Origin of the sequence: Micromonospora sp. ATA51 (genome assembly GCF_016802855.1) — a bacterium.
In the GTDB taxonomy this organism is placed as follows: Bacteria; Actinomycetota; Actinomycetes; order Mycobacteriales; family Micromonosporaceae; genus Micromonospora; species Micromonospora sicca.
Window position 1 is genome coordinate 1 of record NZ_JAEVHJ010000099.1, and the last position, 21,207, is coordinate 21,207.

Genomic DNA, 21,207 nt, shown 5'->3' on the forward strand with positions numbered 1-21,207 from the left:
GGTTAGGGGTGGGTTAGTTCCTTGGCTGAGGAGTTCGGCGATCTGGGCGGTGTTCAGGGCGGCGCCCTTGCGGAGGTTGTCGCCCGTCACGAAGAGGTCGAGCGCTCGCGGGTCGTCGGACGGCGCGGCGGATGCGGCCGACCCAGGACGGGTCGTGCCGACGGCGTCGATCGGCATCGGGAACTCGCCCGCGGCGGGGTCGTCGACCAGGATCACCCCGGGCGCGTTGCGCAGCGCCTCGCGGGCGCCCTCGGCGTCCACCTCGGTGGCGAACACCGCGTGCACGGCCACCGAGTGGCCGGTCACCACGGGCACCCGTACGCAGGTGGCCGAGACCTTCAGGTCGGGCAGCCCGAGGATCTTGCGCGACTCGTTGCGCATCTTCATCTCCTCGGACGACCAGCCGCCGTCGGCGAGCGAGCCGGCCCAGGGGACCACGTTGAGCGCCAGCGGGGCCGGAAACGGCCCCAGCTCGTCGCCGACCGCCTGCCGTACGTCACCGGGCCGCGAGCCGAGCACCCGGTCCCCGGCGATCTTGCCGAGCTGGGCGTGCAGCGTGTCCACGCCGGCCTGCCCCGCCCCGGAGACCGCCTGGTACGAGGCGAGCACCAGCTCGCGCAGGCCGTACTCGCGGTGCAGCGGCGCGATCGCCACGATCATCGCCAGGGTGGTGCAGTTGGCGTTGGCGATGATCCCCTTGGGCCGGTTGCGCACCTGCTCCGGGTTGATCTCCGGGACCACCAGCGGCACGTCCCGGTCCATCCGGAACGCGCCGGAGTTGTCCACCGCCACCGCGCCCCGGCTCACCGCGACCGGCGCCCACTCGGCGGAGACCTCGTCGGGCACGTCGAACATGGCCACGTCGACGCCGTCGAACGCCTCGGGCGTGAGGGCCTGGACGGTCAGCTGCTCGCCGCGGCACTGCACCTGCCGGCCCACCGAGCGCTCGGAGGCGAGCAGCCGGATCTCTCCCCAGACGTTGCGCCGGGAGGAGAGCAGCTGGCACATGACCGTGCCGACCGCGCCGGTCGCCCCGACCACGGCGAGGGTGGGCAGCGAGGTCATCGGGTTACCGCCCGGTGCCCGCGTAGACCACGGCCTCGGCGTCGCCGCCCAGCTCGAAGGCGTCGTGGATGGCCCGGACCGCCTTGTCGAGGTCGGTGTCGCGGCAGACCACGGAGACCCGGATCTCGGACGTGGAGATCATCTCGATGTTGACCCCGGCCCCGCCGAGCGCGGCGAAGAAGCCGGCCGCGACGCCGGGGTGGGACCGCATGCCGGCGCCGATCAGGGAGACCTTGCCGACGTGGTCGTCGTAGAGGAGGCCCTTGAACTTGACCGCCTCCTGGATCTTGCTGAGCGCGGCCATCGCGGTCGGGCCGTCGGTCTTGGGCAGGGTGAACGAGATGTCCGTGCGGCCGGTGCCCTCGGTGGAGACGTTCTGCACGATCATGTCGATGTTGATCTCGGCACCCGCGACGGTGTCGAAGATCTTCGCCGCGGCGCCCGGCTCGTCGGGCACCCCGACGATGGTGATCTTCGCTTCGCTGCGGTCGTGGGCGACCCCGGTGATCAGTGCCTGTTCCACAGGAAGGTCCTCCATCGATCCGGTGACCATCGTGCCGGTGTTGGTCGAGTATGACGAACGGACGTGGATCGGCAACCCCGCGCGCCGGGCGTACTCGACGCTGCGCAGGTGCAGCACCTTGGCGCCGCAGGCGGCCAGCTCCAGCATCTCCTCGTACGTGATGTGCTTGATGTGCCGGGCGTTCGGCACGATCCGCGGGTCGGCGCTGAAGATGCCGTCCACGTCGGTGTAGATCTCGCAGACGTCCGCGTCGAGCGCGGCGGCGAGCGCCACGGCGGTGGTGTCCGACCCACCCCGGCCGAGCGTGGTGACGTCCTTGGTGTCCTGCGAGACGCCCTGGAAGCCGGCCACGATGACCACCGCGCCCTCGTCCAGCGCGCCCTTGAGGCGGCCCGGCGTGACGTCGATGATCCGGGCCCTGCCGTGCACCGAGGTGGTGATCACGCCGGCCTGCGAGCCGGTGAACGAGCGGGCCTCGTACCCCAGGTTGTGGATGGCCATGGCGAGCAGCGCCATGGAGATCCGCTCCCCGGCGGTGAGCAGCATGTCCAGCTCGCGGCCGGGCGGCAGCGGGCTGACCTGGTTGGCCAGGTCGAGCAGCTCGTCGGTGGTGTCCCCCATCGCGGAGACCACCACGACCACGTCGTCGCCGGCCTTGCGGGCGGCCACGATGCGCTCGGCCACCCGCTTGATCCGCTCGGCATTGGCGACGGAGGACCCGCCGTACTTCTGCACCACGAGTGCCACGACGGTGCACTCCCTCCCAGCGACCCTGAGCGTGCCGACGCCGCCGGGATCCGGTCCGGCGGCGCGTGTCAGACCTCATCAGCCTATCGGGCGGCACGAGCCGCCGGGTCGGGTGATCCCACCATCCGGCCCGGTGAGGGCCGGCTCACCAGGGCGGGAACCGCCGGCGAGAGGGCGGCGCGACACGCCGTACGCCGGGCTCCCGGCACCCGTCCCCGCACCGCAGAATGTCCCGGTGCACGCTCACCTCCGCGCGGCCCGGCGACTGACCGGCGTCGTGGCGATCACTCTGCCGGCGCTCCTCGCCGCCTGCACCGCCGACCAGCCGACACCGGCCCCGCTCACCACCGCCGACCCGGTGCCGGCGGGGGTGGACGCGACGCGCGACGAGTTGGCCGCACTGGCGGCCGCCGCGCAGGACCGCCACCTCACCGCGCAGTACGCGTACGTCACGGCCGACGCCCCGGCACGCACGGTCGTGGTGACCAGCGCGAACGACGGCACCTGGCGGGTCGACGTGCCGGCGTGGGGACTGGGCGGCACGGTGGACGTCTCGCTCGCCGCCACCACGGACGGGCTCTTCCAGTGCGCCCTGCCGTCGGCGGCCGGCCCGAGCCGGCCAGCTGCGTACGCCTCGGCGACCCCGACGACGCCGTGCCCCGGCGGCTCGATCCCCGGGTGCAGCACCCGTTCACCGACTGGCTGGAGGTGCTCACCGACCGGCGGGCCCCGCTCGCGGTCTCCCCCGCCACGACGCCGACCGGGGCCACCGGTCAGTGCTACTCGGTCGAGTCGACCTCCGCCTCGCTGAACGCCCCGCTGGACGTGGGCATCTACTGCTACCGGCCGGACGGGACGCCGACCGCGGTACGCGCCGACTTCGGCACCCTCAGGCTGGCCGGCGAGCCCGGTCCGCGCCGGCCACCGTGCAACTCGCTGGGCCGGTGGTGGACGGCGACGCGGTCGGTCGCGCCGGGTCGTCCCCGTCCGACACCCCGAGCGCGGGAACGCCCTGACCCTGGGTGACGTTACGGGTGCTTTTCGCCACATCCGGCCGCCCTACCTCGAGGGGCGAATCGCCCATAGGGGACTCTTTTCCCATGGCCGACCTCACCCCGCTGCTCGCCTTCCGCTGGAGCCCCCGGTCCTTCGATCCGGACGCCGAGCTGGCCGGCGACGAGGCGTCCTCGCTGCTCGAGGCCGCCCGCTGGGCCCCCTCGGCGGGCAACGCGCAGCCCTGGCGGTTCGCCCTCGGACACCGGCAGGACGAGACCTGGAAGCGGATCCTCGTCAGCCTGGCGGCCGGCGACCAGCACTGGGTCCGGCACGCCTCCGCGCTGGTGGTCGGCGCGCACACCGGCGGCGACGCCGAACGGGCCGCGTACGACCTGGGTCAGGCGATCGCCCACCTGACCGTGCAGGCCACCGCGCTCGGTCTGCACGTGCACCAGCTCACCCGGTTCGACCGGGCCGGCCTCGCCGCCGAGCTGGACCTGTCACCCGAGGTCCGCCCCGTGGTGGTGGCCGCCGTCGGGCGACTCGGCGACCCGCTCGCCCTGCCCGAGGAGCTGCGCCGCCAGGAGACCGGCCTGCGCCACCGCCACCCGCTCCCCACCCTCCTCCTGCGCTGACCGGCGCCCAGCGCCCGGCGGCCCCGGGTCGCGGTCGGCCGTCGTGCGGTCGGCGTCGCGCGGCCGGCAGTCGCGCCGCCGCCGGTCGCGCGGTCGCGTGGGTTACTCGCCCCGGCTGGCGCGGAGCAGGACCGCGGCGGCCTCGGTGCCCCGGTAGAGGACGTGCCGGCCCTGCCGGGACCGCGACACCAGGCCGGCGGCGTGCAGAGCGGACAGGTGCTGGGAGACGTTCCCGCAGGACATCGCCGTCCGCCGGGCGAGGTCGGTGGTGGTGGCCGCCGTGTCGAGCAGGTTGAGCAGCGCCGCCCGGCCGGACCCGATCACCCGGGCCAGCGGGTCGCCGGCCGCCACCGGGGCCGCTTCCCAGAGGGTGGCCACCGCGCGCACCGGGTACGTCCCGCCGGGCGGCGAGTCCTCCAGCAGGTTCCACAGCACCCGCCGGTCGGTGAAGATGCCCGGGTTGAGGGCGAGCCCCCGGCCGCCCAGGTCGAAGTCGAGCTGCCAGGGGTCGTCGCTCACCACCCGGTCACCGGTCCAGCGCAGACTGGCGTGCAGCTGGCCGAAGAGCTGCCCGGCGCCGCCCTCGGCGAGCACCGCGGCCCGGTGGGCGATGTCCGCCTCCAGCAGCGCCCGGATCCGGGGCCAGTCCGGGGCGATCGCTTCGTCGTACCAGACCCGCACGGCGGTGACCAGCTTCGGCAGCAGGCCGGCGGGGTCGTCGCGCAGCGCCCGGCCGAACGGGCTGAGCGGGCTCGCCGGGGTGGTGGCGAGCAGGTCCCGGACCACCACGTCGGGCGGGGTGGCGGCGATCTGGTCGAGCTGCTCGGCCAGGTCGGCGTCGGGACCGGCAGCCGGCGGGGTGAGGAAGTCGGGCAGCCAGCGACGCGGCCGGGTCAGCTCGACCAGCGGCCGGACCCGGACGGCCACATCGGGGCGGCGGAGGGTCGCCCGCGCCTGGTCGATCCAGGGCAGGTGCACGGCGTGCCGGACCGGGTCCGCCAGGGCCCACATGCTGGAGACGGTCTCCCAGACCGGCGAGACGGCGAACCGCACCCCCGCGACGTCGGACGCGCCGAACCGCAGCTGCGACATCCGCCACCCCCGTCGAGAATTCGGCTCAGCTTAAAAGGCTCGACGCGCCCGTGGGGGACACGGTTTGCTCAGCGCCCATGGGGACCCGGGACACCATCCGCACCGCCGTCCGGCACGTCGTACCACCGGCCGGGCTGACCCGCGCCCTGGCCGTGCAGGCCATGGTGTACGCGGTCGGTCACGGCCTCTTCATGGCCGGCAGCGCGGTCTTCTTCACCCGGGCGCTCGGCCTCGCCCCCACCCAGGTCGGGCTGGGGCTGTCGATCGCCGCCGGGGTCTCCCTGCTCGGGACGGTCCCGCTCGGCGCGCTGACCGACCGGTACGGCGCGCAGCGGGTCTGGCTGGTCGGCATGTTCGCCGAGGCGGTGCTCTTCGGGGCGTACCCCTTCGTGGGTGGCTTCGCCGGCTTCCTGGCCGTGGTGGTCGCCCTGGCCGTGGTGGACGCGACCACCGGGGTGGCCCGGCAGGTCTACTCGATCAACGTGCTCCGCCCGGAGGAACGGGTGACCGCGCTGGCGTACCAGCGCTCGGCGTTGAACGTCGGATTCGGGCTCGGCGCGGTGATCAGCGGCGTGGTGCTGGCGGTGGACACGATGGCCGCGTACCGGGGCATGGTCTGGTTCAACGCCGTCATGCTGCTGGTCACCGCGGCCTTCGTGTACCGGCTGCCCCGGGTGCCGGCGGCGACGCGGCCGACCGAGAAGACCAGCCGCCTGGCCGTGCTCCGCGACCGGCCGTTCATGGCGGTGTCACTGCTGTGCGGGCTGCTGATGTCGCACGGCACGCTCTACCTGGTGGTGCTGCCGCTCTGGGTGCTCAGCCACACCGACGCCCCGCGCACCCTGATCGCCGCCCTGGTGCTGCTCAACACGATCCTCGCGGTGCTGCTCCAGGTACGGGCCAGCCGGGGCGCCGACACGGTGGCCGGCGCGGGCCGGGCGCTGCGGACCGGGGGCCTGCTGATCGCCCTGTTCTGCCTGATCCTGCCGGTGTCGGCGCTGACCGGCGGGGTGGCGACCGTCGTGGTGCTGGTCGGCGCGGCGGTGGTGCTCACCCTCGCCGAGTTGGTCCAGTCGGCCGGCGCCTGGGGGATCACCAGCACACTGCCGCCGGCCGCGCACCGGGGCGCGTACGTCGGCGCGTTCCGGCTCGGCGGGCAGTTCCAGAACCTGGCCGCGCCCGCCGGGCTGACCGCCCTGGGGGTGGGCACCGGCGGCTGGGGGTGGCTGCCGATGGCCGGGCTCTTCGCCGCCGCCGCCCTGGCCGCCGTGCCGATGGTCGCCTGGGCGGACCGCCGCCCACGCCTCGGCGAGGCCGCCCCGCCGGCCGAGCAGGGTGAGGCTCAGCGGTCCCGGGCCGCCGGGGCCATGTCCAGCGCGACGGGGAGCGGCACGGTGGACAGGTAGCACGCCTTGCCGGTGGCCGGGCCGATCCCGGGCGGCGGCGAGGGCGAAGTCGGCGGCCGGCACTGGGATCCGCGTCTCACATGACGGACCCGGCTACCACGGGCCGCCCTGATCACGTAGGGTCACCCTGTCATGTGGCGGGCGTTTCTTCTTCTTGGCTGCCGCGACGAGGCCTGACGGCCGGCACCTCGTCGCGGAGTTGAACCGCGCCGTCCAGCACATCCGAACTTCACCTCGGCACCGCCCGGGCACCGTGGCCCGGCAGCACCCGCCGACACCTTCCGATTGCTGACGCCACATGTTCCCAGGGAGCACTCCGTCATGGCTCAACCCGTCACCGACGTCGAGACCGATCCGATCGCCCGGCAGCGCCCCAGCCGGATGCCGTTCCAGCGCTACCTGCCGTACCACCAGCAGTTCCGGCTCGACCTGCCGGACCGCAGCTGGCCGACCCGCCGGGTCGGGGCCGCGCCGCGCTGGTGTGCGGTCGATCTCCGCGACGGCAACCAGGCGCTGATCGACCCGATGTCGCCGGAGCGCAAGCGCCGGATGTTCCAGCTGCTGGTGCAGATGGGCTACAAGGAGATCGAGGTCGGCTTCCCGTCGGCCAGCCAGACGGACTTCGACTTCGTCCGGCAGCTGATCGAGCAGGACCTGATCCCCGAGGACGTCACCATCCAGGTGCTCACCCAGTGCCGGGAGCACCTGATCGAGCGGACCTTCGAGTCGCTGCGCGGCGCGCGCCGGGCCATCGTGCACTTCTACAACTCGACCTCGACGCTCCAGCGCCGGGTGGTCTTCGGTCTGGACCGCGACGGCATCACCGACATCGCCACCCAGGGTGCCCGGCTCTGCCAGAAGTACGCCGAGATCCACACCCCGGACACCGACATCCACTACGAGTACTCCCCCGAGTCGTACACCGGCACGGAGCTGGAGTACGCGCTGGAGGTCTGCGCCAAGGTCATCGAGGTGATCGACCCGACCCCGGACCGGAAGCTGATCATCAACCTGCCGGCCACGGTCGAGATGGCCATGCCGAACGTGTACGCCGACTCGATCGAGTGGATGCACCGGCACCTGCCCCGGCGGGACAGCCTGGTGCTGAGCCTGCACCCGCACAACGACCGGGGCACCGGCGTGGCCGCGGCCGAGCTGGGCCTGCTGGCCGGCGCGGACCGGATCGAGGGCTGCCTGTTCGGCAACGGCGAGCGGACCGGCAACGTCGACCTGGTGACCCTGGGGCTCAACCTGTTCTCCCAGGGCATCGACCCGATGATCGACTTCTCGAACATCGACGAGGTCAAGCGGGCGGTCGAGTACTGCAACCAGCTGCCGGTGCACGAGCGCCACCCGTACGCGGGCGACCTGGTCTACACCGCGTTCTCCGGCTCCCATCAGGACGCGATCAAGAAGGGCCTCGAGGCCCTGGCGAGGGACGCGGACGGGGCCGGGGTGCCGGTCGACGAGTTCACCTGGGCGGTGCCGTACCTGCCGATCGACCCGAAGGACCTGGGCCGCACCTACGAGGCGGTCATCCGGGTCAACTCGCAGTCCGGCAAGGGCGGCGTCGCGTACATCATGAAGACCGAACACCAGCTCGACCTGCCCCGCCGCCTCCAGATCGAGTTCTCCGGCGTGGTGCAGCAGGTCACCGACCACGACGGTGGCGAGGTCGACCCGGGCACCATGTGGGACATCTTCGCCCGCAACTACCTCGTCGACCACCAGGTCGACCCGGTGGTCAGCCTGGCCGGCTACGCCATCGGCACCGCCGACGGCAAGGTCGAGATCGAGGCCGAGGTGGGCTTCGGCGGCGGAACACGCTCGCTCGCCGCGGTTGGCAACGGCCCGATCGACGCGTACGTCAACGCGCTGCAGTCCCTCGGCGTGGCGGTCCGGGTGCTCGACTACCACGAGCACGCGCTCTCCTCGGGCGGGGACGCGCAGGCCGCCGCCTACGTGGAGTGCGAGGTGGACGGCCGGACCGTCTGGGGCGTCGGGACGGACGCCAACATCGTGACCGCCTCGGTGAAGGCGGTCACCAGCGCGGTCAACCGCGCGCGGAGCTGAGCCCACGGCGGCGTCCGGCACCCCGCCGGGCGCGCCCGGGCACCGTCCGGCCGGCGGCAGGTGGTCGGCCGGGCCGCTCACCGGCGGCCGGTCAGCCGTCGGTGCGGGGCACGCCCTGCCGGGTGAGCCGGTCCACCACCGCCCGTTCCTGCTCCGGCCCGGCGATCGGGGCCCGCACCGCCACCGGCGAGCCGGTGTCCCGGACGAGCCGGTCGAGGTAGGACCGGAGCAGCGGGTCGGCGGGGCGCAGCGCCACCGCCGCCGGATCGGCCACCTCGACCACGATCACCGACTGGCCGTACGGGTCCCGCCCGTACCGCCAGCCGGTGACGTCGGTCCAGGCCACCGCGGCGTCGTACGCCGGGTCGGCCGGTTCGCCGGTGCGCCGCTCACCGAGGCTCGGCGCCCGGTACCGGGCCCGGACGCCCTCGGCCGAGAGCTCGGCCATCGGCAGCCCCACACTGTCGTCGCGCCCGCTGCGGCGGCGATGCTCCAGGGGCGCCCCCGGCAGCAGGGCGAAGAACATCACGAACAGGAAGGTGCAGGCGGCGCCGCCGATCGCGGCGACCGGTGACCGGGACCAGAGCAGCACCGCCACCAGCACGGCCAGCAGCGCGGCCACGCCGAGGGCGACCGGCACCAGCCAGCCGAAGAGCGCGTGGCCGGGCCGCCGGGGCGCGCGGACCACCAGCAGCTCACCGGCGCGGCCCGGCTCGGCGGTCAGCCCGATCATCCGGCCAGGTCCCGGCGGAGGGCGACGAGGTTCTGCTCGATGTCGGCGGCGCGCTGGGAGAACTGCGCCATGGTCGACTTCAGCTCCGGGCCGACGCCGAAGTCCCGCAGCAGTTGTTCCGGGTCGACCGGTGGACGCGCCGTCGCCTCCCGTACCGTCTCGGCCCAGTTCGCGGTGGCCGCGCGGATGGCCGTGAGGATGGAGTCCCGCAGGGTGTGGCTGTCCAGTCGCATCGCCCGTGGGTTGATCTCCAGGTCCTGCACCGCGCCGCCCGCGCCGACCCGGGCGGTGATCAGACCGTCCTCGCTGGTCCCCTCGCCCACCGTCTCGGCGAGCACGGTGCGCTGCTGCTCGAACGCGTCCAGCCGCTGCCGCACCTGCCGCATGGCCTGCTGGATCTGGGCCTCGAAACCGCTCATCGCCGCTACCTTCCTCGTGTCAGGCGGAGTGCCAGGAGATCCGGAGCTGCCGGAGGTCCGGCGTGCCGTCGCCCTGCTCGTCGAAGGTCTGCACCGCGGCGAACTCCTTGACCACGCCGGAGAGCAGGGTGACCGCCGCCGTGGCGACCGTGATCACGGTGCCGCTGGCGGTCAGCCAGGAGGCGCTGGCGGCCGCGCCGAGCGCCTGGATGATCGGCTGGAGCACGAGGGCCTGCGGGCCGATCGAGGAGAGCGTCAGGTCGAGGATCACCACGAAGAACTCGGCGGTGAAGGCGATGAAGGCCACGAACGCGGTGAGCAGACCGGCCACGGCCAGCAGGGACGCGGACAGCGCGCTGAGCGCCTTCTGCACCTGACCCAGCTCCCGGGACACCTCGGCGACGACGTCGCGGTACTCGACCACGCTGCCGTCCACCCAGCCGGCCGTCGCCCCGGTGGCGTACCCGTCGAACTTCTTGATGACCGAGCCCTCCAGGGCCGCCGCCACCGCGCCCAGCTCCCGCGCGGCCTCGATGACGGAGAACCCGTTCGCGACCATCGCCGACGCTGTGAGCGGCGCGGGGAGATAGTCCGGGGCCATCGCCGCGGTGGCCACCCCGAGGCCGACGAACATGGTCAGCGTGCCCACGGTGAGCACTTCGGCGGCGCCGTCGCCCAACCCGTCCATCCCGCCGAGCGGGTCGGTGAAGAGGCGGGGGAACCCGGCGTCGCCGAGCCCGCCGAGGTAGCCGTCCGGCGCGGCGGCGGCGGGAGCCAGGAACATGTCCACGTTGGCCTGCTCGGCCGCGTGGTAGTTGGCGACCGTCCGGCGGAGCCCGGCCGCGACCGACTCGACGACCTGCACCGCCGTCTCCAGGTTGCGCAGCTGGTAGTCGGCGACGGAGTTGTAGTAGGCCTCGGCGAACGACAGCAGCGCACCCAGACCGGGCGGGTCGAGCCGGTACGAGTCGGCCATCCGCCGGGCGGCGTCCGTCAGGTCCGGCACGACGAACTGCTCCAGCCCGCGCGCGGCGTTGGTCAACTGGCCCGGATTGATCTCGATCTGGGTCAACGGTCCCCCGGTCGGTCGCTGCGCCCTCCGGCACGCCCGGTGGCCGCCGCCACACCCTACCGAGCCGACGCCCGCCCGTCAGGCCCCGCGGCGGCGGCGCTCATCGGGTGGGGTCGAGGCGGGCAGCGACGGGCACGGCTGGGCGCCGGGCGCCTTCCGGGGCGGCCGGTGGATCAGCAGCACGGCCATCGCCCCGCCGGCCAGCAGCAGCCCGGCGCACCAGAGCAGCGCCCCACGGAAGGCGTCGGTCAGCGCCGACTTCTGCTCGTAGCCGGTGCCGGAGAGGCCGACCAGCAGCGGCAGCGCGGCCACCGCCAGCAGGCTGCCGGCCCGGGACGCCGCGTTGTTGAAGCCGCTCGCCACCCCGGCGTACCGGTCGGCCACGGCGGCCAGCACCGAGGCGGTCAGCGGGGCCACGACCAGGGTCAGGCCCGCTCCGAAGAGGACCACCCCGGGCAGCACGTCCATCCAGTACGACGCTCCCGGACCGACCCGGCGCAGCAGCAGCAGGCCGACGGCGGCGACCACCGGACCGACGGTCAGCGGCAGCCGCGGGCCGATCCGGGCGGCGAGCGCGCCCGCCCGAGAGGAGCCGGCCGCCAGCAGCACCGTCATCGGCACGGTGGCCAGGCCGGTGAGCAGCGCCGACCAGCCGACCACGTTCTGCAGGTAGACGGCGAGGAAGAAGGTGAAGCCGCCGAGGGCCGCGTACACCACCACGGTGAAGATGTTGAGCACCGAGAAGAGCCGGCTGCTGAACAGGCCGGTGGGCAGCATCGCGGCGTCCCCGCGCCGCCGCTCCACCAGCACGAAGACCACCGCGGCGACCACCCCGACCAGCACCGAGACCAGCACCGGCAGGGAGCGGACGCCGCGGGCCGGGGCGTCGATCAGGGCGTACGTGACGCCGCCGAGGCCGAGCGCGCCGAGCAGCGTGCCCGCCACGTCGAACCGGCGCGCGCCGGTACGCGAGATGTTTTCGTCCCGGCTCTCCGGCACCCAGCGCACCGCGGCGAGCACCACCGCCACGGCCAGCGGCAGGTTGATGAAGAAGATCCACCGCCAGGAGAGCGTGTCGATCAGCCAGCCGCCGAGGAGCGGACCGAGGGCGGTGGAGACCCCGGAGAGCCCGGCCCAGATGCCGATCGCCTTGCCCCGGTCGTCCGGGTGGAAACTGGCCTGGAGCACGGAGAGCGACCCCGGGGTGAGCAGCGCCCCGCCGGCGCCCTGGAGGAACCGGGCCGCGATCAGCCAGCCGGTGCCCTGGGACAGTCCGCACAGCACGGAGGCCGAGGCGAACCACGCCACCCCGAGCAGGAAGACGCGGCGGCGGCCGAACCGGTCCCCGAGCGCCCCGCCGAGCAACACGAACGCGGCCAGCATCAGCAGGTATCCGTTCACCGTCCATTGCAGACCGGCGACGGTCGCACCGAGCTCGGACCCGAGGCGGGGCAGCGCCACGTTGACCACCGTGCTGTCGAGGAACACCATGCCGGAGGCGAGGACGGCGGCGAGCAGCGTCCCCCGCCCGGCGGCGGTGCCCGTCCGGAGCGCGGGTGCGGGTGCGGTCATGGCTAACAATCTGCCCGGGATCCCATCCGGACGCCACGAATCACAGAAACCGGCCCGGGGGTACTGTGCGGGATCGCCGGGAGCCCGCAAGCTGGAGAGGTGTCGTCTGTGCGTACCAGATCAGGAGCTCGCGCCGCGGTGGCGGCCGCGTTCGCCGCGGCGATCGCCCTCGGCACGGCCGGGTGCGTGCCGGTCGACGAGCCGGAGACCGGGAGCAGCGCCGGCAACGTCAGCCAGCAGCTCGGTGAGCTGACCGTCGCGAGTGCCGGGTCGATGAAGGGCTACAGCCGTGCCCGGTTCCCGCACTGGCGGGACACCGGGAAGAACTGCGACGTCCGGGACACCGTCCTCCAGCGCGACGGGGAGAGCATCAAGCTCTCCGGCTGCAACGTGGTGGGTGGGCGCTGGGAGAGCGTCTACGACGGTCGGGCCTTCACCGATCCCGCGGACGTGGACATCGACCACGTGGTGCCGCTGGCCAACGCGTGGCGCTCGGGCGCGGACGAGTGGGACGACTCGAAGCGCGGCGACTTCGCCAACGACCTGACCCGGCCGCAGCTCATCGCGGTTTCCCTGACCTCCAACCGGGCAAAGGGTGACCAGGACCCGTCCCAGTGGAAGCCGGCGAACCGGTCGTACTGGTGCCAGTACGCGGCGGACTGGGTGACGGTCAAGCACTACTGGCGGCTGACGGTGACCAGTGCCGAGAAGGCCGCCCTCACCGACATGTTGGAGGGCTGCACATGGGCGAGCAAGCGGTGACCGGGGCCGGGGCGACGCCCGCCCCGGAGAAGACGCCGGACGCCGGCGGCGAGGACGCCGCGCCGGCCACCGGCGGTGGCACCGGACCGACCACGGCCGGGATGACCGCGGACGGCGCCCCGGCGGCACCCGCGGACGTGTCCGGGGCGGGCATGTCCGCCGACGCCAACCCCGCCGCGCCCGCCACGCCGGCCACCCCGGCCGGGGGCGCCACGGCCGGCGGCGGGGCGCAGCAGCGGACCGCGGACATCACGGCCGGGCCTGGCGGGGTGATGACCGACGAGGCTGGCGTGGTGACGGGCGAGCTGACCCTGCGTACCGAGTACGCCGACGGCCAGGTCACCCTGCGGGTGCAGTACAAGGACGCCGACGAGTGGTACGCGGTGACCGGCGGCAGGGTCGCGCTGGCCGACCCGGCCGGCCTGGACGCCGTGCACGGCATCGCGGTGGCCCTGCTCAACCGCCCGGAGGGCTGACCCGGGACCGACGAGGCCCCTTCCCCGACGCGGGGAAGGGGCCTCGTGCCGTCGTCACGGGGTCGGGATCAGCTCACCGGTGTCACCCGGCGACCCACCGTCGTCCGGGCGGACCAGTTCCGGCTCCACCTCGTGCGGGCGGATCCGCCCGGCCGCGATCTCTTCGGCGTAGTGGCAGGCCACCCGGTGCCCGCCGAGCACCTCGCGCAGCGCCGGCCGCTCGTCGGCGCAGCGGGTCGGCTGGGCCCACGGGCACCGGGTGTGGAAGCGACATCCAGCCGGTGGGTTGGTCGGCGAGGGGAGGTCGCCGGCGAGCAGGATCCGCTCACGGCGGTCCTCCACCAGCGGGTCCGGCACCGGGACCGCCGACATCAACGCCCTCGTGTACGGGTGCATCGGCTCCCGGTAGAGGTCGTCGCTGGACGCCTCCTCCACCAGGCCACCCAGGTACATCACGCCGACCGTGTCGGCGATGTGCCGGACCACCGCCAGGTCGTGCGCGATGATCAGGTACGTCAGCCCGCGCTCGTTCTGCAGGTCCTCCAGCAGGTTGAGCACCTGCGCCTGGATCGACACGTCGAGCGCCGAGACGGGCTCGTCGGCGACGATGAGCTCCGGGTTGAGCACCAGCGCACGGGCGATGCCGATCCGCTGCCGCTGGCCGCCGGAGAACTCGTGCGGGTACTTGCTCAGCGCCGAGCCGGGCAGGCCGACCGCGTCCAGGGTCTCCCTAAGCCGCTTGCCGGTGGCCGCCTTGTCGTCGGCCAGGCCGTGCGCCTTGAGCCCTTCGACCAACAGGGACTCCACCGACTGCCGGGGTCCAGGCTGGACAGCGGGTCCTGGAAGATCATCTGCATCCGGCGGCGGGTCCGGCGCAGCGACTCGCCCTTGAGCGAGCGGACGTCGGTGCCGTCGAAGACGACCTCCCCGTCGGTCGGCTCGACCAGCCGCAGCAGGCCGCGTCCCAGCGTGGACTTGCCGCAACCCGACTCGCCGACCAGCCCGTAGGTCTCACCCGCGTTGATCGACAACGAGACGCCGTCGACCGCGTAGACATACCCCACGGTGCGGTCGACGAGCAGACCGCTCTTGATCGGGAAGTGGACCTTGACGTCGCGCAGTTCGACCAATGGTTCCGTACGCTCAGTCACGGCACCGTCACCTCCACCGGAACGGGGTTGTTGCATCGCAGGTCGCCGCCGGTCGCGGTCGGCTCCAGCGGGGGTGCGCCCTCCAGGCAGGCGTCCACCACGTGGTCGCAGCGGGGCGCGAAGGCGCACCCCTCGGTCCATGGGATGTTGTCGGCCACCGAGCCCCGGATGGCGTGCAGCCGCTCACCGCGCACCGAGTCCAGCCTCGGCACGGAATTCAACAGACCGTGCGTGTACGGATGCCTGGGCCGGGCGAACAGCTCGTGCCGGGCCGCCCGCTCCACCACCTTGCCGCCGTAGAGCACGTTGACGGTGTCGCAGAGGCCCGCTACCACACCGAGGTCGTGCGTGATCATGATGAGCGCGGTGCCGGTCTCGTCGACGAGCTGCTTGAGCAGGGTGAGGATCTGCGCCTGGATGGTCACGTCCAGCGCGGTGGTCGGCTCGTCGGCGATCAGCAGCCGCGGCTTGCAGGCCAGCGCGATGGCGATCAGCGCGCGCTGGCGCATCCCGCCGGAGATCTGGTGCGGGTACTCCTTGAGCCGGCGTTCCGGGTCCGGGATGCCGACCGCGTCGAGCAGCTGCCGGGCCTCCCGCAGGGCCTTCCTCCGGTCCATCCCCTGGTGCCGTTCGAGCACCTCGGCGACCTGCACCCCGATCGGGATCACGGGGTTCAGCGAGGAGAGCGGGTCCTGGAAGATCATGCCAATGTCCCGACCGCGGCGGTCCCGCATGTCGTCCGGGCGCAGCTTGAGCAGGTTGGCGCCCTCGAAGCGCACCTCACCGGTGACCTTGTTGCCCCGCTTCGGCAGCAGGCCCATGATCGCCAGGCTGGTCACGCTCTTACCGCAGCCGGACTCGCCGACCAGACCGACGGTCTGCCCCGGCTCCACGCTGAAGCTCACCTTGTCGACCGCGGTGAACGGCCGCTCACCGCGGCGCTGGAACACCACGCTCAGATCGCGTACGTCGAGCAGGCTCATCGGGTCACGTCCTCTCGCCGGCGTCCGCCGGCCGTGCTGGTCCGTCGCATCGCCGTCACCGCCGGTTCTTCGGGTCGATCGCCTCGCGCATCGCCTCACCGAGCAGGGTGAAGCCGAGCGCGACCACGATGATCGCGAGCGCCGGGTAGTAGGCAAGTTCGGGACGGACCTCGAAATAGCGCTGACCGTCCACACCGAGCATCAGACCCCACTCGGCGCGGTTGATGTCCGGGTCGCCGAGCCCGAGGAAGGAGAGCGAGGCGGCCTCCAGGATGGCGGTGGACAGGGTCAACGTGGCCTGCACGATCACCGCGGTCATCGCGTTGGGCAGCATGTGCCGGAGCACGATGTTGCGTTGCTTGACGCCCAGCGCCCGGGCGGCCAGCACGTGGTCGCTCTCCCGCTGGGCCAGCATCGAACCACGCAGTAGCCGGGCGAAGATCGGCAGGTTGACGATGGCCACCGCGAAGATGACCGTCCACTGGCTGGACCGGCTGGCCATGGCCACCAGGCTGATCGCCAGCAGCAGGGCGGGCAGGGCCAGCATGACGTCGGTGAAGCGCATCAGGATGTTGTCGACCCAGCCGCCGAAGGCGCCGGCGATCGCCCCGATGAGCACGCCGAGGCCCAGCCCGATCATGGTGGCGACCACGCCGACGAAGAGGGTCTGCCGGGCCCCGTAGATCATGCGGGAGAAGAAGTCCCGCCCGAGTGGGTCGGATCCGAGCGGGAACTCGCTGCTGGCACCGGGAATGTTATCGACGGTCAGGTTCTTCGTGAGCTCGTCGAAGCGCTGCGCCGGGTCGTGTGGCGCGAGCAGCGGCGCGAAGATCGCCATCAGGACGAAGAGCGCGACGATCGACGCGCCGACGATGGCAACCGGGTTGCGCCGCAGCCGACGGATCGCGTCCCGCACGAGGCTCACGCCGCCCTTGTCGGCGCTCGCGCGGGCCAGTTCGTCCAGTCGCGCCTTCTTGCGCTCGCCGAGCAGTCCGATGCCGCGCTCGCTCATGCCCGGACGGCGCTCGTCGGTGCCGGGCTGGTCCGCGCCGTCGCGGGGGGCGGCCACGCCGGGCCGGGTGATCGGGTCACTCATCGCACACGCACCCTCGGATCGATGAAGGCGTAGGAGAGGTCGACCAGGAGGTTGACCACCACGAAGACCAGCGCGGCCAGCAGGATCAGCGTCTGGAGCACCGGATAGTCGCGGCCGCCGCTGATCGAGTCCGTGATCAGCGTGCCGAGGCCGCCCCAGTTGTAGACCTTCTCGGTGAGCACCGCGCCGGAGAGCAGCGCGCCGGTCTGCAGGCCGATGGTGGTGACCACCGGCAGCAGGGCGTTGCGCAGGATGTGCCGGCCCCGGATGACGCGGTGCCGCAAGCCCTTGGCCTCGGCGGTGCGGACGTAGTCCTCGTTGAGCACGTCCAGCACGCTGGCCCGGGTGATCCGGACGATCACCGCCAGCGGGATGGTGGCCAGGGTGAACGCCGGCAGGATGAGGTGCCAGAGCGCGTCGGCGGTGGCGTCGAACTCCCGGGTGAGCAGTCCGTCGAGGACGAAGAAACCGGTGACCTCGGTGTTGTCCACGCCGGTACTGAGCCGCCCGGAGGGCGGGAACCAGTGGATGTTCTGGGTGAAGACGTCCTTGAGCAGGTAGCCCAGGAAGAAGATGGGGATCGAGATGCCGAGCAGGGTGCCGGCGATGCTCAGGTTGTCCAGCAGCCGGCCGTGGTGGCGGGCGGCGAGGTAGCCGAGCGGCACGCCGAGCCCGATCGCGATGATCATGGCGACCAGGGCCAGCTCGATGGTGGCCGGAAAGGCGCGACCGATCACCTCGGTGACCGGGTCGCCGGTCCGGATGGAGTTGCCGAAGTCGCCGGTCAGGACCCGCTGCATGAACTTGGCGTACTGCACCAGGATCGGCTGGTCGTAGCCGAGCGCCTTGGTCAGAAGGGCGCGCCGCTCGGGGGTGGCCCGCTCACCGAGCAGCGCCTCGATCGGGCCGCCGGGCAGGTTCCGCAACCAGATGAAGATGAGCGCGGACAGCGCTATCAGGGTCACCGCGAGCTGTAGCAGGCGGCGGACTATGACTCGCAACATCTCTCACACCAGATTCTCGATATCAGCGGTTCGGCCCGGGCCGCCGCGTATGCCCGGCCCGGGCGATTCCGCGTACGGCGTCAGCGGTTCAGCGGCGTGCTCAGCCGACGCTGACGGTGTTGAACCGCTCGTCGGTCAGCGGGCTGGCGACCAGACCCTTGACGTCCTTGGTGACGACGATGGCCGGCGGGGCGTGCCAGATCGGCACGGCCGGCAGCCACTTGGCGGCGATGTCGCGGTTGACCTGCTCCCAGGCGGCCTTCTTGCCGGCCTCGTCGACGGTGCCGTCGGCCTTGGTGATGGCGTCGAACATCTCGGTCATCGCCTGGTCGCCGAACTCGACCTTGCTGCGACCGAAGAAGGTGCCGACGAAGTTGCCCGGGTCGTTGTAGTCACCCGTCCAGCCGAGGATGTGCAGGTCCTGCTTGCCGAACTGCTGCACGTCGTCCTTGTAGCCACCGTTCCACGGGCGGGCCACACCGTTGACCTTGATGCCGACGGCCTGCAGGTCGTTGGCGAGGACGGTGAAGATCTCCTGCGGGTTCGGCATGTACGGCCGGGAGACGTCGGTCGGGTAGTAGAAGTTGAGCGTCAGGTTCTGCACGCCCGCATCCTTGAGCAGCTGCTTGGCCTTCTCCGGGTTGTACTCGTACTTCTGCACGTCGGAGGCGTAGCCGAGCACGGTGTCCGGCATGAACTCGTCGGCGACCTTGGTGCCACCCGGGCCCTTGGTCTGGACGAGCTGCTGACGGTTGAGGGCGTAGGCGATCGCCTGCCGCACCCGCAGGTCCTTCAGCTTCGGGTTCTTCTGGTTGAAGCCCAGGTAGAGGATGTTGAACGCCGGACGGTCGAGGACCTGGAAGCCCTCGCCGGAGAGCGCCTTGCGGTCGGCCGGGGCCGGGAAGTCGATGCCCTGGACGGTGCCGGCGCGCAGCTCCTGCTTGCGGGTGTTCTCGTCCTTGATGACCTTGATGACCAGCTTGTCGACCTTGGCCTTCTCGCCCCAGTAGTCGGGGTTGCGGTTCAGGGTGATCTCACCCTTGGCCTTGTCCCAGCCGCCGAAGGTGAACGGGCCGGTGCCGACCGGGTGCTCGTTGGCGAACGCGCTGTACTCGAAGGAGTCGCCGTTCTGCTTGACCGTGTCGGCGTCGTACTTCTTCAGCGCCTCGGGGCTGGCGATCGACAGCGCGGTCAGCGCGAAGGCGCCGGGGAAGGCGCCCTTGTACTGGTTCATCGTGACAACGGCGGTGCCGTCGTCCTTGGCCTCACACTTGTTGTAGACCGGCTGGCCGACGCCCTCGGCGTCGTTCTTGGCGAAGCCGCCGAAGACGTCCGAGTAGTAGATCATCTGGGACTGGGCGGCGGCGCCCTTCATGTTGAACCAGCGGTCGAAGTTGAAACAGACCGCGGCGGCGTTGAAGTCTGTGCCGTCGTGGAACTTGACGCCCTTGCGCAGCTTGAAGGTCCAGACCTTGCCCTCGGCGTCGTGCTCCCAGCTCTCCGCCAGAGCGCCCTGCAGATCGGCCGTGCCCGGCTTGTTCTGGATGAGGGTGTCGTACATCTGGCGGATCGGCCGGAACGACTCACCGTCGTCGTTGAAGATCGGGTCGAAGTTCTTCGGGTCACCGGCCCCTGCGAAGACAAAGGTGCCGCCAGTCTTGGCGCCCCCGCCCTCATCGTCGCGCTCGCTCTTGGCGCAGCCGGACGCCCCGACCGCCAGAGCGGCAGCGGCCGCGAGGGCCACGGCCGCTTTAAGCCTGCCTGCCTGCATCTCTCACCTCTGTCATGCGCATGACCACGCCGAGTTGTGGCCCAGTCCGTGTGCCGGAGGCTATGACACGACACACGGAAGCGGAACGCCCGTTAGGCAATCGCTATCAAGCCGACACCAAGTAGCTGGGTCTGACAGTGCCGGATCTCCAGACAAACGGACTGTCACAGCATGAGGCCGATCGTGGAATCAGGCGGATCGCCACAAGCCGCCCAGCTAGCGGGACCGCAGTCGGGCACGTGGCGCTCGGCACTCATCCCACATACCGGGTACGCGGACGAAGCTGGCCGGCACCCCGAGGAGGGTGCCGGCCAGGGTGCCCACGGCGTCGGTCAGACCGCCCGGCGGCCCTCGAACGCCCGACCGAGCGTGATCTCGTCGGCGTACTCCAGGTCGCCGCCGACCGGGAGTCCGCTGGCCAGCCGGGTCACCGAGATGCCCATCGGCTTCACCAGCAGGGCCAGGTACGTCGCGGTCGCCTCGCCCTCGGTGTTCGGGTCGGTGGCGAGGATCAACTCGCGCACCGCGCCACCGCTCAGCCGGGTCATCAGCTCGCGGATCCGCAGGTTGTCCGGGCCGATCCCCTCCAGCGGGTTGATCGCCCCGCCGAGCACGTGGTACCGACCGCGGAACTCACCGGTCCGCTCGATCGCCACCACGTCCTTGGGCTCCTCGACCACGCAGAGCACCTCGTCGGTGCGCCGCGTGTCGCGGCAGATCCGGCACAGCTCCGACTCGGCCACGTTGTAACAGGTGGTGCAGAACCGCACCAGCTCCTTGACCTTGCGGAGCGCGCCGGCCAGCCGGTTCACGTCGGCCGGATCCGCCGACAGGACGTGGAAGGCGATCCGCTGCGCGCTCTTGGGGCCCACGCCCGGCAGCCGTCCCAGCTCGTCGATCAGGTCCTGGATGGCACCCTCGTACATCTGCCGGCTCAGAACCCGGGCAGGCCGAGGCCGCCCATACCGCCCGTGACCGGGCCCATCTTCTGCTCGGTCAGCTCCCGGGCCGCCTCGGCGGCGTTGTGCACGGCCGCGACGACCAGGTCCTCCAGGGTCTCCACGTCCTCCGGGTCGACCGCCTTCGGGTCGATCTTGATGGACTTCAGCTCGCCGGTGCCGGCCACGGTCGCGGTGACCAGGCCGCCGCCGGCGGTGCCAGTCAGCTCCGCGTCCGCCAGCTCGGCCTGGGCCTTGGCGATCTGCTGCTGCATCTTCTGCGCCTGCTTCAGCATCTGCTGCATGTTCGGCTGTCCACCTGGGCGCACGGATGGCTCCTTCTCGCACTCGTCTGCTCGGCCGCCGCCCAGCCTAGTCGGGCGGCGGCACCCGTCCTCGTCGGCCGACCGCGCTCAGCGCGCGTCCACCTCGTCGATCTTCTCCGCCCCGAACGCCTCCCGGAGCAGCTGCACCGCCTGCTCCTCGCTGGACTGCCGGGCGGTCCGCTCGTCGATCACCTCGTCCAGCGGCTCGTCACCCGGATCGAAGCCCTCGTAGGTCGGGGCCACCGGAGCCGCCACGGCAGGGCGTCCACCGCCGCGGACCGGCCCGTCGTAGTCCGGGTCGTACGGCGGCTCGCCGGCCCAGTCGGCGTCCGCGGTCTTCCGGGCCGGCTGGGCCGCCCGGGCGCCT

20 protein-coding genes and 2 pseudogenes are annotated in these 21,207 nt (G+C 72.2%); 6 read left to right on the forward strand and 16 right to left on the reverse strand.

Annotation, left to right across the window (positions count from 1 at the left end):
* The 3 genes from JNW87_RS17145 to JNW87_RS17155 form a co-directional block, all read right to left on the reverse strand.
* Window positions 1–1,065, reverse strand: a 1,065-nt coding sequence (locus JNW87_RS17145; protein WP_238454034.1) for an aspartate-semialdehyde dehydrogenase, incomplete at its 3' end; no start/stop codon positions are given.
* Window positions 1,066–1,069: 4 nt separating this feature from the next.
* A complete protein-coding gene (locus tag JNW87_RS17150; protein ID WP_109800885.1) occupies window positions 1,070–2,335 on the reverse strand; it encodes an aspartate kinase in 1,266 nt (421 codons plus the stop codon).
* 243 nt (window positions 2,336–2,578) lie between these two features.
* Window positions 2,579–3,022 (reverse strand): hypothetical protein, encoded by a 444-nt coding sequence (locus JNW87_RS17155; RefSeq protein WP_238454035.1) that lies wholly within the window; start codon window positions 3,020–3,022, stop codon window positions 2,579–2,581.
* Here JNW87_RS17155 and JNW87_RS17160 point away from each other — a divergent pair.
* Together JNW87_RS17160 and JNW87_RS17165 are read left to right on the forward strand one after the other, a co-directional pair.
* Entirely contained in the window at window positions 3,014–3,361 is a 348-nt protein-coding gene (locus tag JNW87_RS17160) for a hypothetical protein (RefSeq protein ID WP_238454036.1), read from the forward strand. The genes JNW87_RS17155 and JNW87_RS17160 overlap by 9 nt on opposite strands.
* 74 nt (window positions 3,362–3,435) lie before the next feature.
* Complete coding sequence (locus tag JNW87_RS17165) at window positions 3,436–3,966, forward strand: nitroreductase family protein (RefSeq protein WP_109800884.1); 531 nt, start codon at window positions 3,436–3,438, stop codon at window positions 3,964–3,966.
* Window positions 3,967–4,068: 102 nt separating this feature from the next.
* Here the strand turns inward: JNW87_RS17165 and JNW87_RS17170 are convergent, their stop codons facing one another.
* Window positions 4,069–5,058, reverse strand: a complete 990-nt coding sequence (locus tag JNW87_RS17170) for an ArsR family transcriptional regulator (RefSeq protein ID WP_238454037.1) — start codon at window positions 5,056–5,058, stop codon at window positions 4,069–4,071.
* A 77-nt stretch (window positions 5,059–5,135) separates the two neighbouring features.
* Here JNW87_RS17170 and JNW87_RS17175 point away from each other — a divergent pair, with 77 nt between their 5' ends.
* A complete protein-coding gene (locus JNW87_RS17175; RefSeq protein WP_109800882.1) occupies window positions 5,136–6,464 on the forward strand; it encodes an MFS transporter in 1,329 nt (442 codons plus the stop codon).
* Window positions 6,465–6,785: 321 nt separating this feature from the next.
* Complete coding sequence (leuA, locus tag JNW87_RS17180; RefSeq protein ID WP_109800881.1) at window positions 6,786–8,537, forward strand: 2-isopropylmalate synthase; 1,752 nt, start codon at window positions 6,786–6,788, stop codon at window positions 8,535–8,537.
* A 91-nt stretch (window positions 8,538–8,628) separates the two neighbouring features.
* On the opposite strand, the gene JNW87_RS17185 is transcribed toward leuA, so the two are convergent.
* The 4 genes from JNW87_RS17185 to JNW87_RS17200 form a co-directional block, all read right to left on the reverse strand.
* Window positions 8,629–9,270 (reverse strand): hypothetical protein, encoded by a 642-nt coding sequence (locus tag JNW87_RS17185; protein WP_238454038.1) that lies wholly within the window; start codon window positions 9,268–9,270, stop codon window positions 8,629–8,631.
* On the reverse strand, window positions 9,267–9,689 hold the full coding sequence (locus JNW87_RS17190) for a YbaB/EbfC family nucleoid-associated protein (RefSeq protein WP_109800879.1): 423 nt from the start codon (window positions 9,687–9,689) through the stop codon (window positions 9,267–9,269). The genes JNW87_RS17185 and JNW87_RS17190 overlap by 4 nt, the downstream gene beginning before the upstream one ends.
* Before the next feature lie 19 nt (window positions 9,690–9,708).
* On the reverse strand, window positions 9,709–10,761 hold the full coding sequence (locus tag JNW87_RS17195; protein WP_238454039.1) for a hypothetical protein: 1,053 nt from the start codon (window positions 10,759–10,761) through the stop codon (window positions 9,709–9,711).
* A 78-nt stretch (window positions 10,762–10,839) separates the two neighbouring features.
* Window positions 10,840–12,333 carry an MFS transporter gene (locus JNW87_RS17200; protein ID WP_109800877.1) on the reverse strand — a complete coding sequence of 498 codons (1,494 nt, stop codon included), beginning with the start codon at window positions 12,331–12,333 and terminating at the stop codon, window positions 10,840–10,842.
* A 108-nt stretch (window positions 12,334–12,441) separates the two neighbouring features.
* On the opposite strand from JNW87_RS17200, the gene JNW87_RS17205 reads away from it, so the two are divergent.
* Together JNW87_RS17205 and JNW87_RS17210 are read left to right on the forward strand one after the other, a co-directional pair.
* Complete coding sequence (locus JNW87_RS17205; RefSeq protein ID WP_109800876.1) at window positions 12,442–13,095, forward strand: HNH endonuclease family protein; 654 nt, start codon at window positions 12,442–12,444, stop codon at window positions 13,093–13,095.
* Window positions 13,077–13,571 (forward strand): hypothetical protein, encoded by a 495-nt coding sequence (locus JNW87_RS17210; protein WP_109800875.1) that lies wholly within the window; start codon window positions 13,077–13,079, stop codon window positions 13,569–13,571. Before JNW87_RS17205 ends, JNW87_RS17210 begins: the two co-directional genes overlap by 19 nt.
* Window positions 13,572–13,625: 54 nt before the next feature.
* Here the strand turns inward: JNW87_RS17210 and JNW87_RS17215 are convergent.
* From JNW87_RS17215 to JNW87_RS17250, 8 genes and pseudogenes are all read right to left on the reverse strand, one after another.
* A pseudogene (locus JNW87_RS17215) lies at window positions 13,626–14,758 on the reverse strand (ABC transporter ATP-binding protein).
* Window positions 14,719–15,705, reverse strand: a complete 987-nt coding sequence (locus tag JNW87_RS17220) for an ABC transporter ATP-binding protein (RefSeq protein WP_109800874.1) — start codon at window positions 15,703–15,705, stop codon at window positions 14,719–14,721. Before JNW87_RS17220 ends, JNW87_RS17215 begins: the two are co-directional and overlap by 40 nt.
* A gap of 55 nt (window positions 15,706–15,760) precedes the next feature.
* Window positions 15,761–16,717, reverse strand: coding sequence for an ABC transporter permease (locus JNW87_RS17225; protein WP_236647390.1), 957 nt, complete (start codon window positions 16,715–16,717; stop codon window positions 15,761–15,763).
* A gap of 80 nt (window positions 16,718–16,797) precedes the next feature.
* Window positions 16,798–17,805: an ABC transporter permease gene (locus JNW87_RS17230; RefSeq protein WP_109800872.1), complete on the reverse strand. Its 1,008-nt coding sequence runs from the start codon at window positions 17,803–17,805 to the stop codon at window positions 16,798–16,800.
* Window positions 17,806–17,905: 100 nt separating this feature from the next.
* Window positions 17,906–19,576 carry an ABC transporter substrate-binding protein gene (locus JNW87_RS17235; RefSeq protein ID WP_109800871.1) on the reverse strand — a complete coding sequence of 557 codons (1,671 nt, stop codon included), beginning with the start codon at window positions 19,574–19,576 and terminating at the stop codon, window positions 17,906–17,908.
* 332 nt (window positions 19,577–19,908) lie between these two features.
* Window positions 19,909–20,502 (reverse strand): recombination mediator RecR, encoded by a 594-nt coding sequence (gene recR, locus JNW87_RS17240; protein ID WP_109800870.1) that lies wholly within the window; start codon window positions 20,500–20,502, stop codon window positions 19,909–19,911.
* A gap of 8 nt (window positions 20,503–20,510) precedes the next feature.
* Entirely contained in the window at window positions 20,511–20,819 is a 309-nt protein-coding gene (locus JNW87_RS17245; protein ID WP_234039590.1) for a YbaB/EbfC family nucleoid-associated protein, read from the reverse strand.
* A 108-nt stretch (window positions 20,820–20,927) separates the two neighbouring features.
* A pseudogene (locus JNW87_RS17250) lies at window positions 20,928–21,207 on the reverse strand (DNA polymerase III subunit gamma and tau); the annotation flags it as partial.

Bases quoted from the DNA above. Each gene is read 5' to 3' on its own strand.
- JNW87_RS17225 (WP_236647390.1), bottom strand. From the start codon at position 16,717: ATGAGCGAGCGCGGCATCGGACTGCTCGGCGAGCGCAAGAAGGCGCGA.
- JNW87_RS17220 (WP_109800874.1), bottom strand. From the start codon at position 15,705: ATGAGCCTGCTCGACGTACGCGATCTGAGCGTGGTGTTCCAGCGCCGC.
- JNW87_RS17190 (WP_109800879.1), bottom strand. From the start codon at position 9,689: ATGAGCGGTTTCGAGGCCCAGATCCAGCAGGCCATGCGGCAGGTGCGG.
- JNW87_RS17165 (WP_109800884.1), top strand. From the start codon at position 3,436: ATGGCCGACCTCACCCCGCTGCTCGCCTTCCGCTGGAGCCCCCGGTCC.
- JNW87_RS17210 (WP_109800875.1), top strand. From the start codon at position 13,077: ATGGGCGAGCAAGCGGTGACCGGGGCCGGGGCGACGCCCGCCCCGGAG.
- JNW87_RS17185 (WP_238454038.1), bottom strand. From the start codon at position 9,270: ATGATCGGGCTGACCGCCGAGCCGGGCCGCGCCGGTGAGCTGCTGGTG.
- JNW87_RS17200 (WP_109800877.1), bottom strand. From the start codon at position 12,333: ATGACCGCACCCGCACCCGCGCTCCGGACGGGCACCGCCGCCGGGCGG.
- JNW87_RS17235 (WP_109800871.1), bottom strand. From the start codon at position 19,576: ATGCAGGCAGGCAGGCTTAAAGCGGCCGTGGCCCTCGCGGCCGCTGCC.
- leuA (WP_109800881.1), top strand. From the start codon at position 6,786: ATGGCTCAACCCGTCACCGACGTCGAGACCGATCCGATCGCCCGGCAG.
- JNW87_RS17230 (WP_109800872.1), bottom strand. From the start codon at position 17,805: ATGTTGCGAGTCATAGTCCGCCGCCTGCTACAGCTCGCGGTGACCCTG.
- recR (WP_109800870.1), bottom strand. From the start codon at position 20,502: ATGTACGAGGGTGCCATCCAGGACCTGATCGACGAGCTGGGACGGCTG.
- JNW87_RS17175 (WP_109800882.1), top strand. From the start codon at position 5,136: ATGGGGACCCGGGACACCATCCGCACCGCCGTCCGGCACGTCGTACCA.
- JNW87_RS17170 (WP_238454037.1), bottom strand. From the start codon at position 5,058: ATGTCGCAGCTGCGGTTCGGCGCGTCCGACGTCGCGGGGGTGCGGTTC.
- JNW87_RS17245 (WP_234039590.1), bottom strand. From the start codon at position 20,819: ATGCAGCAGATGCTGAAGCAGGCGCAGAAGATGCAGCAGCAGATCGCC.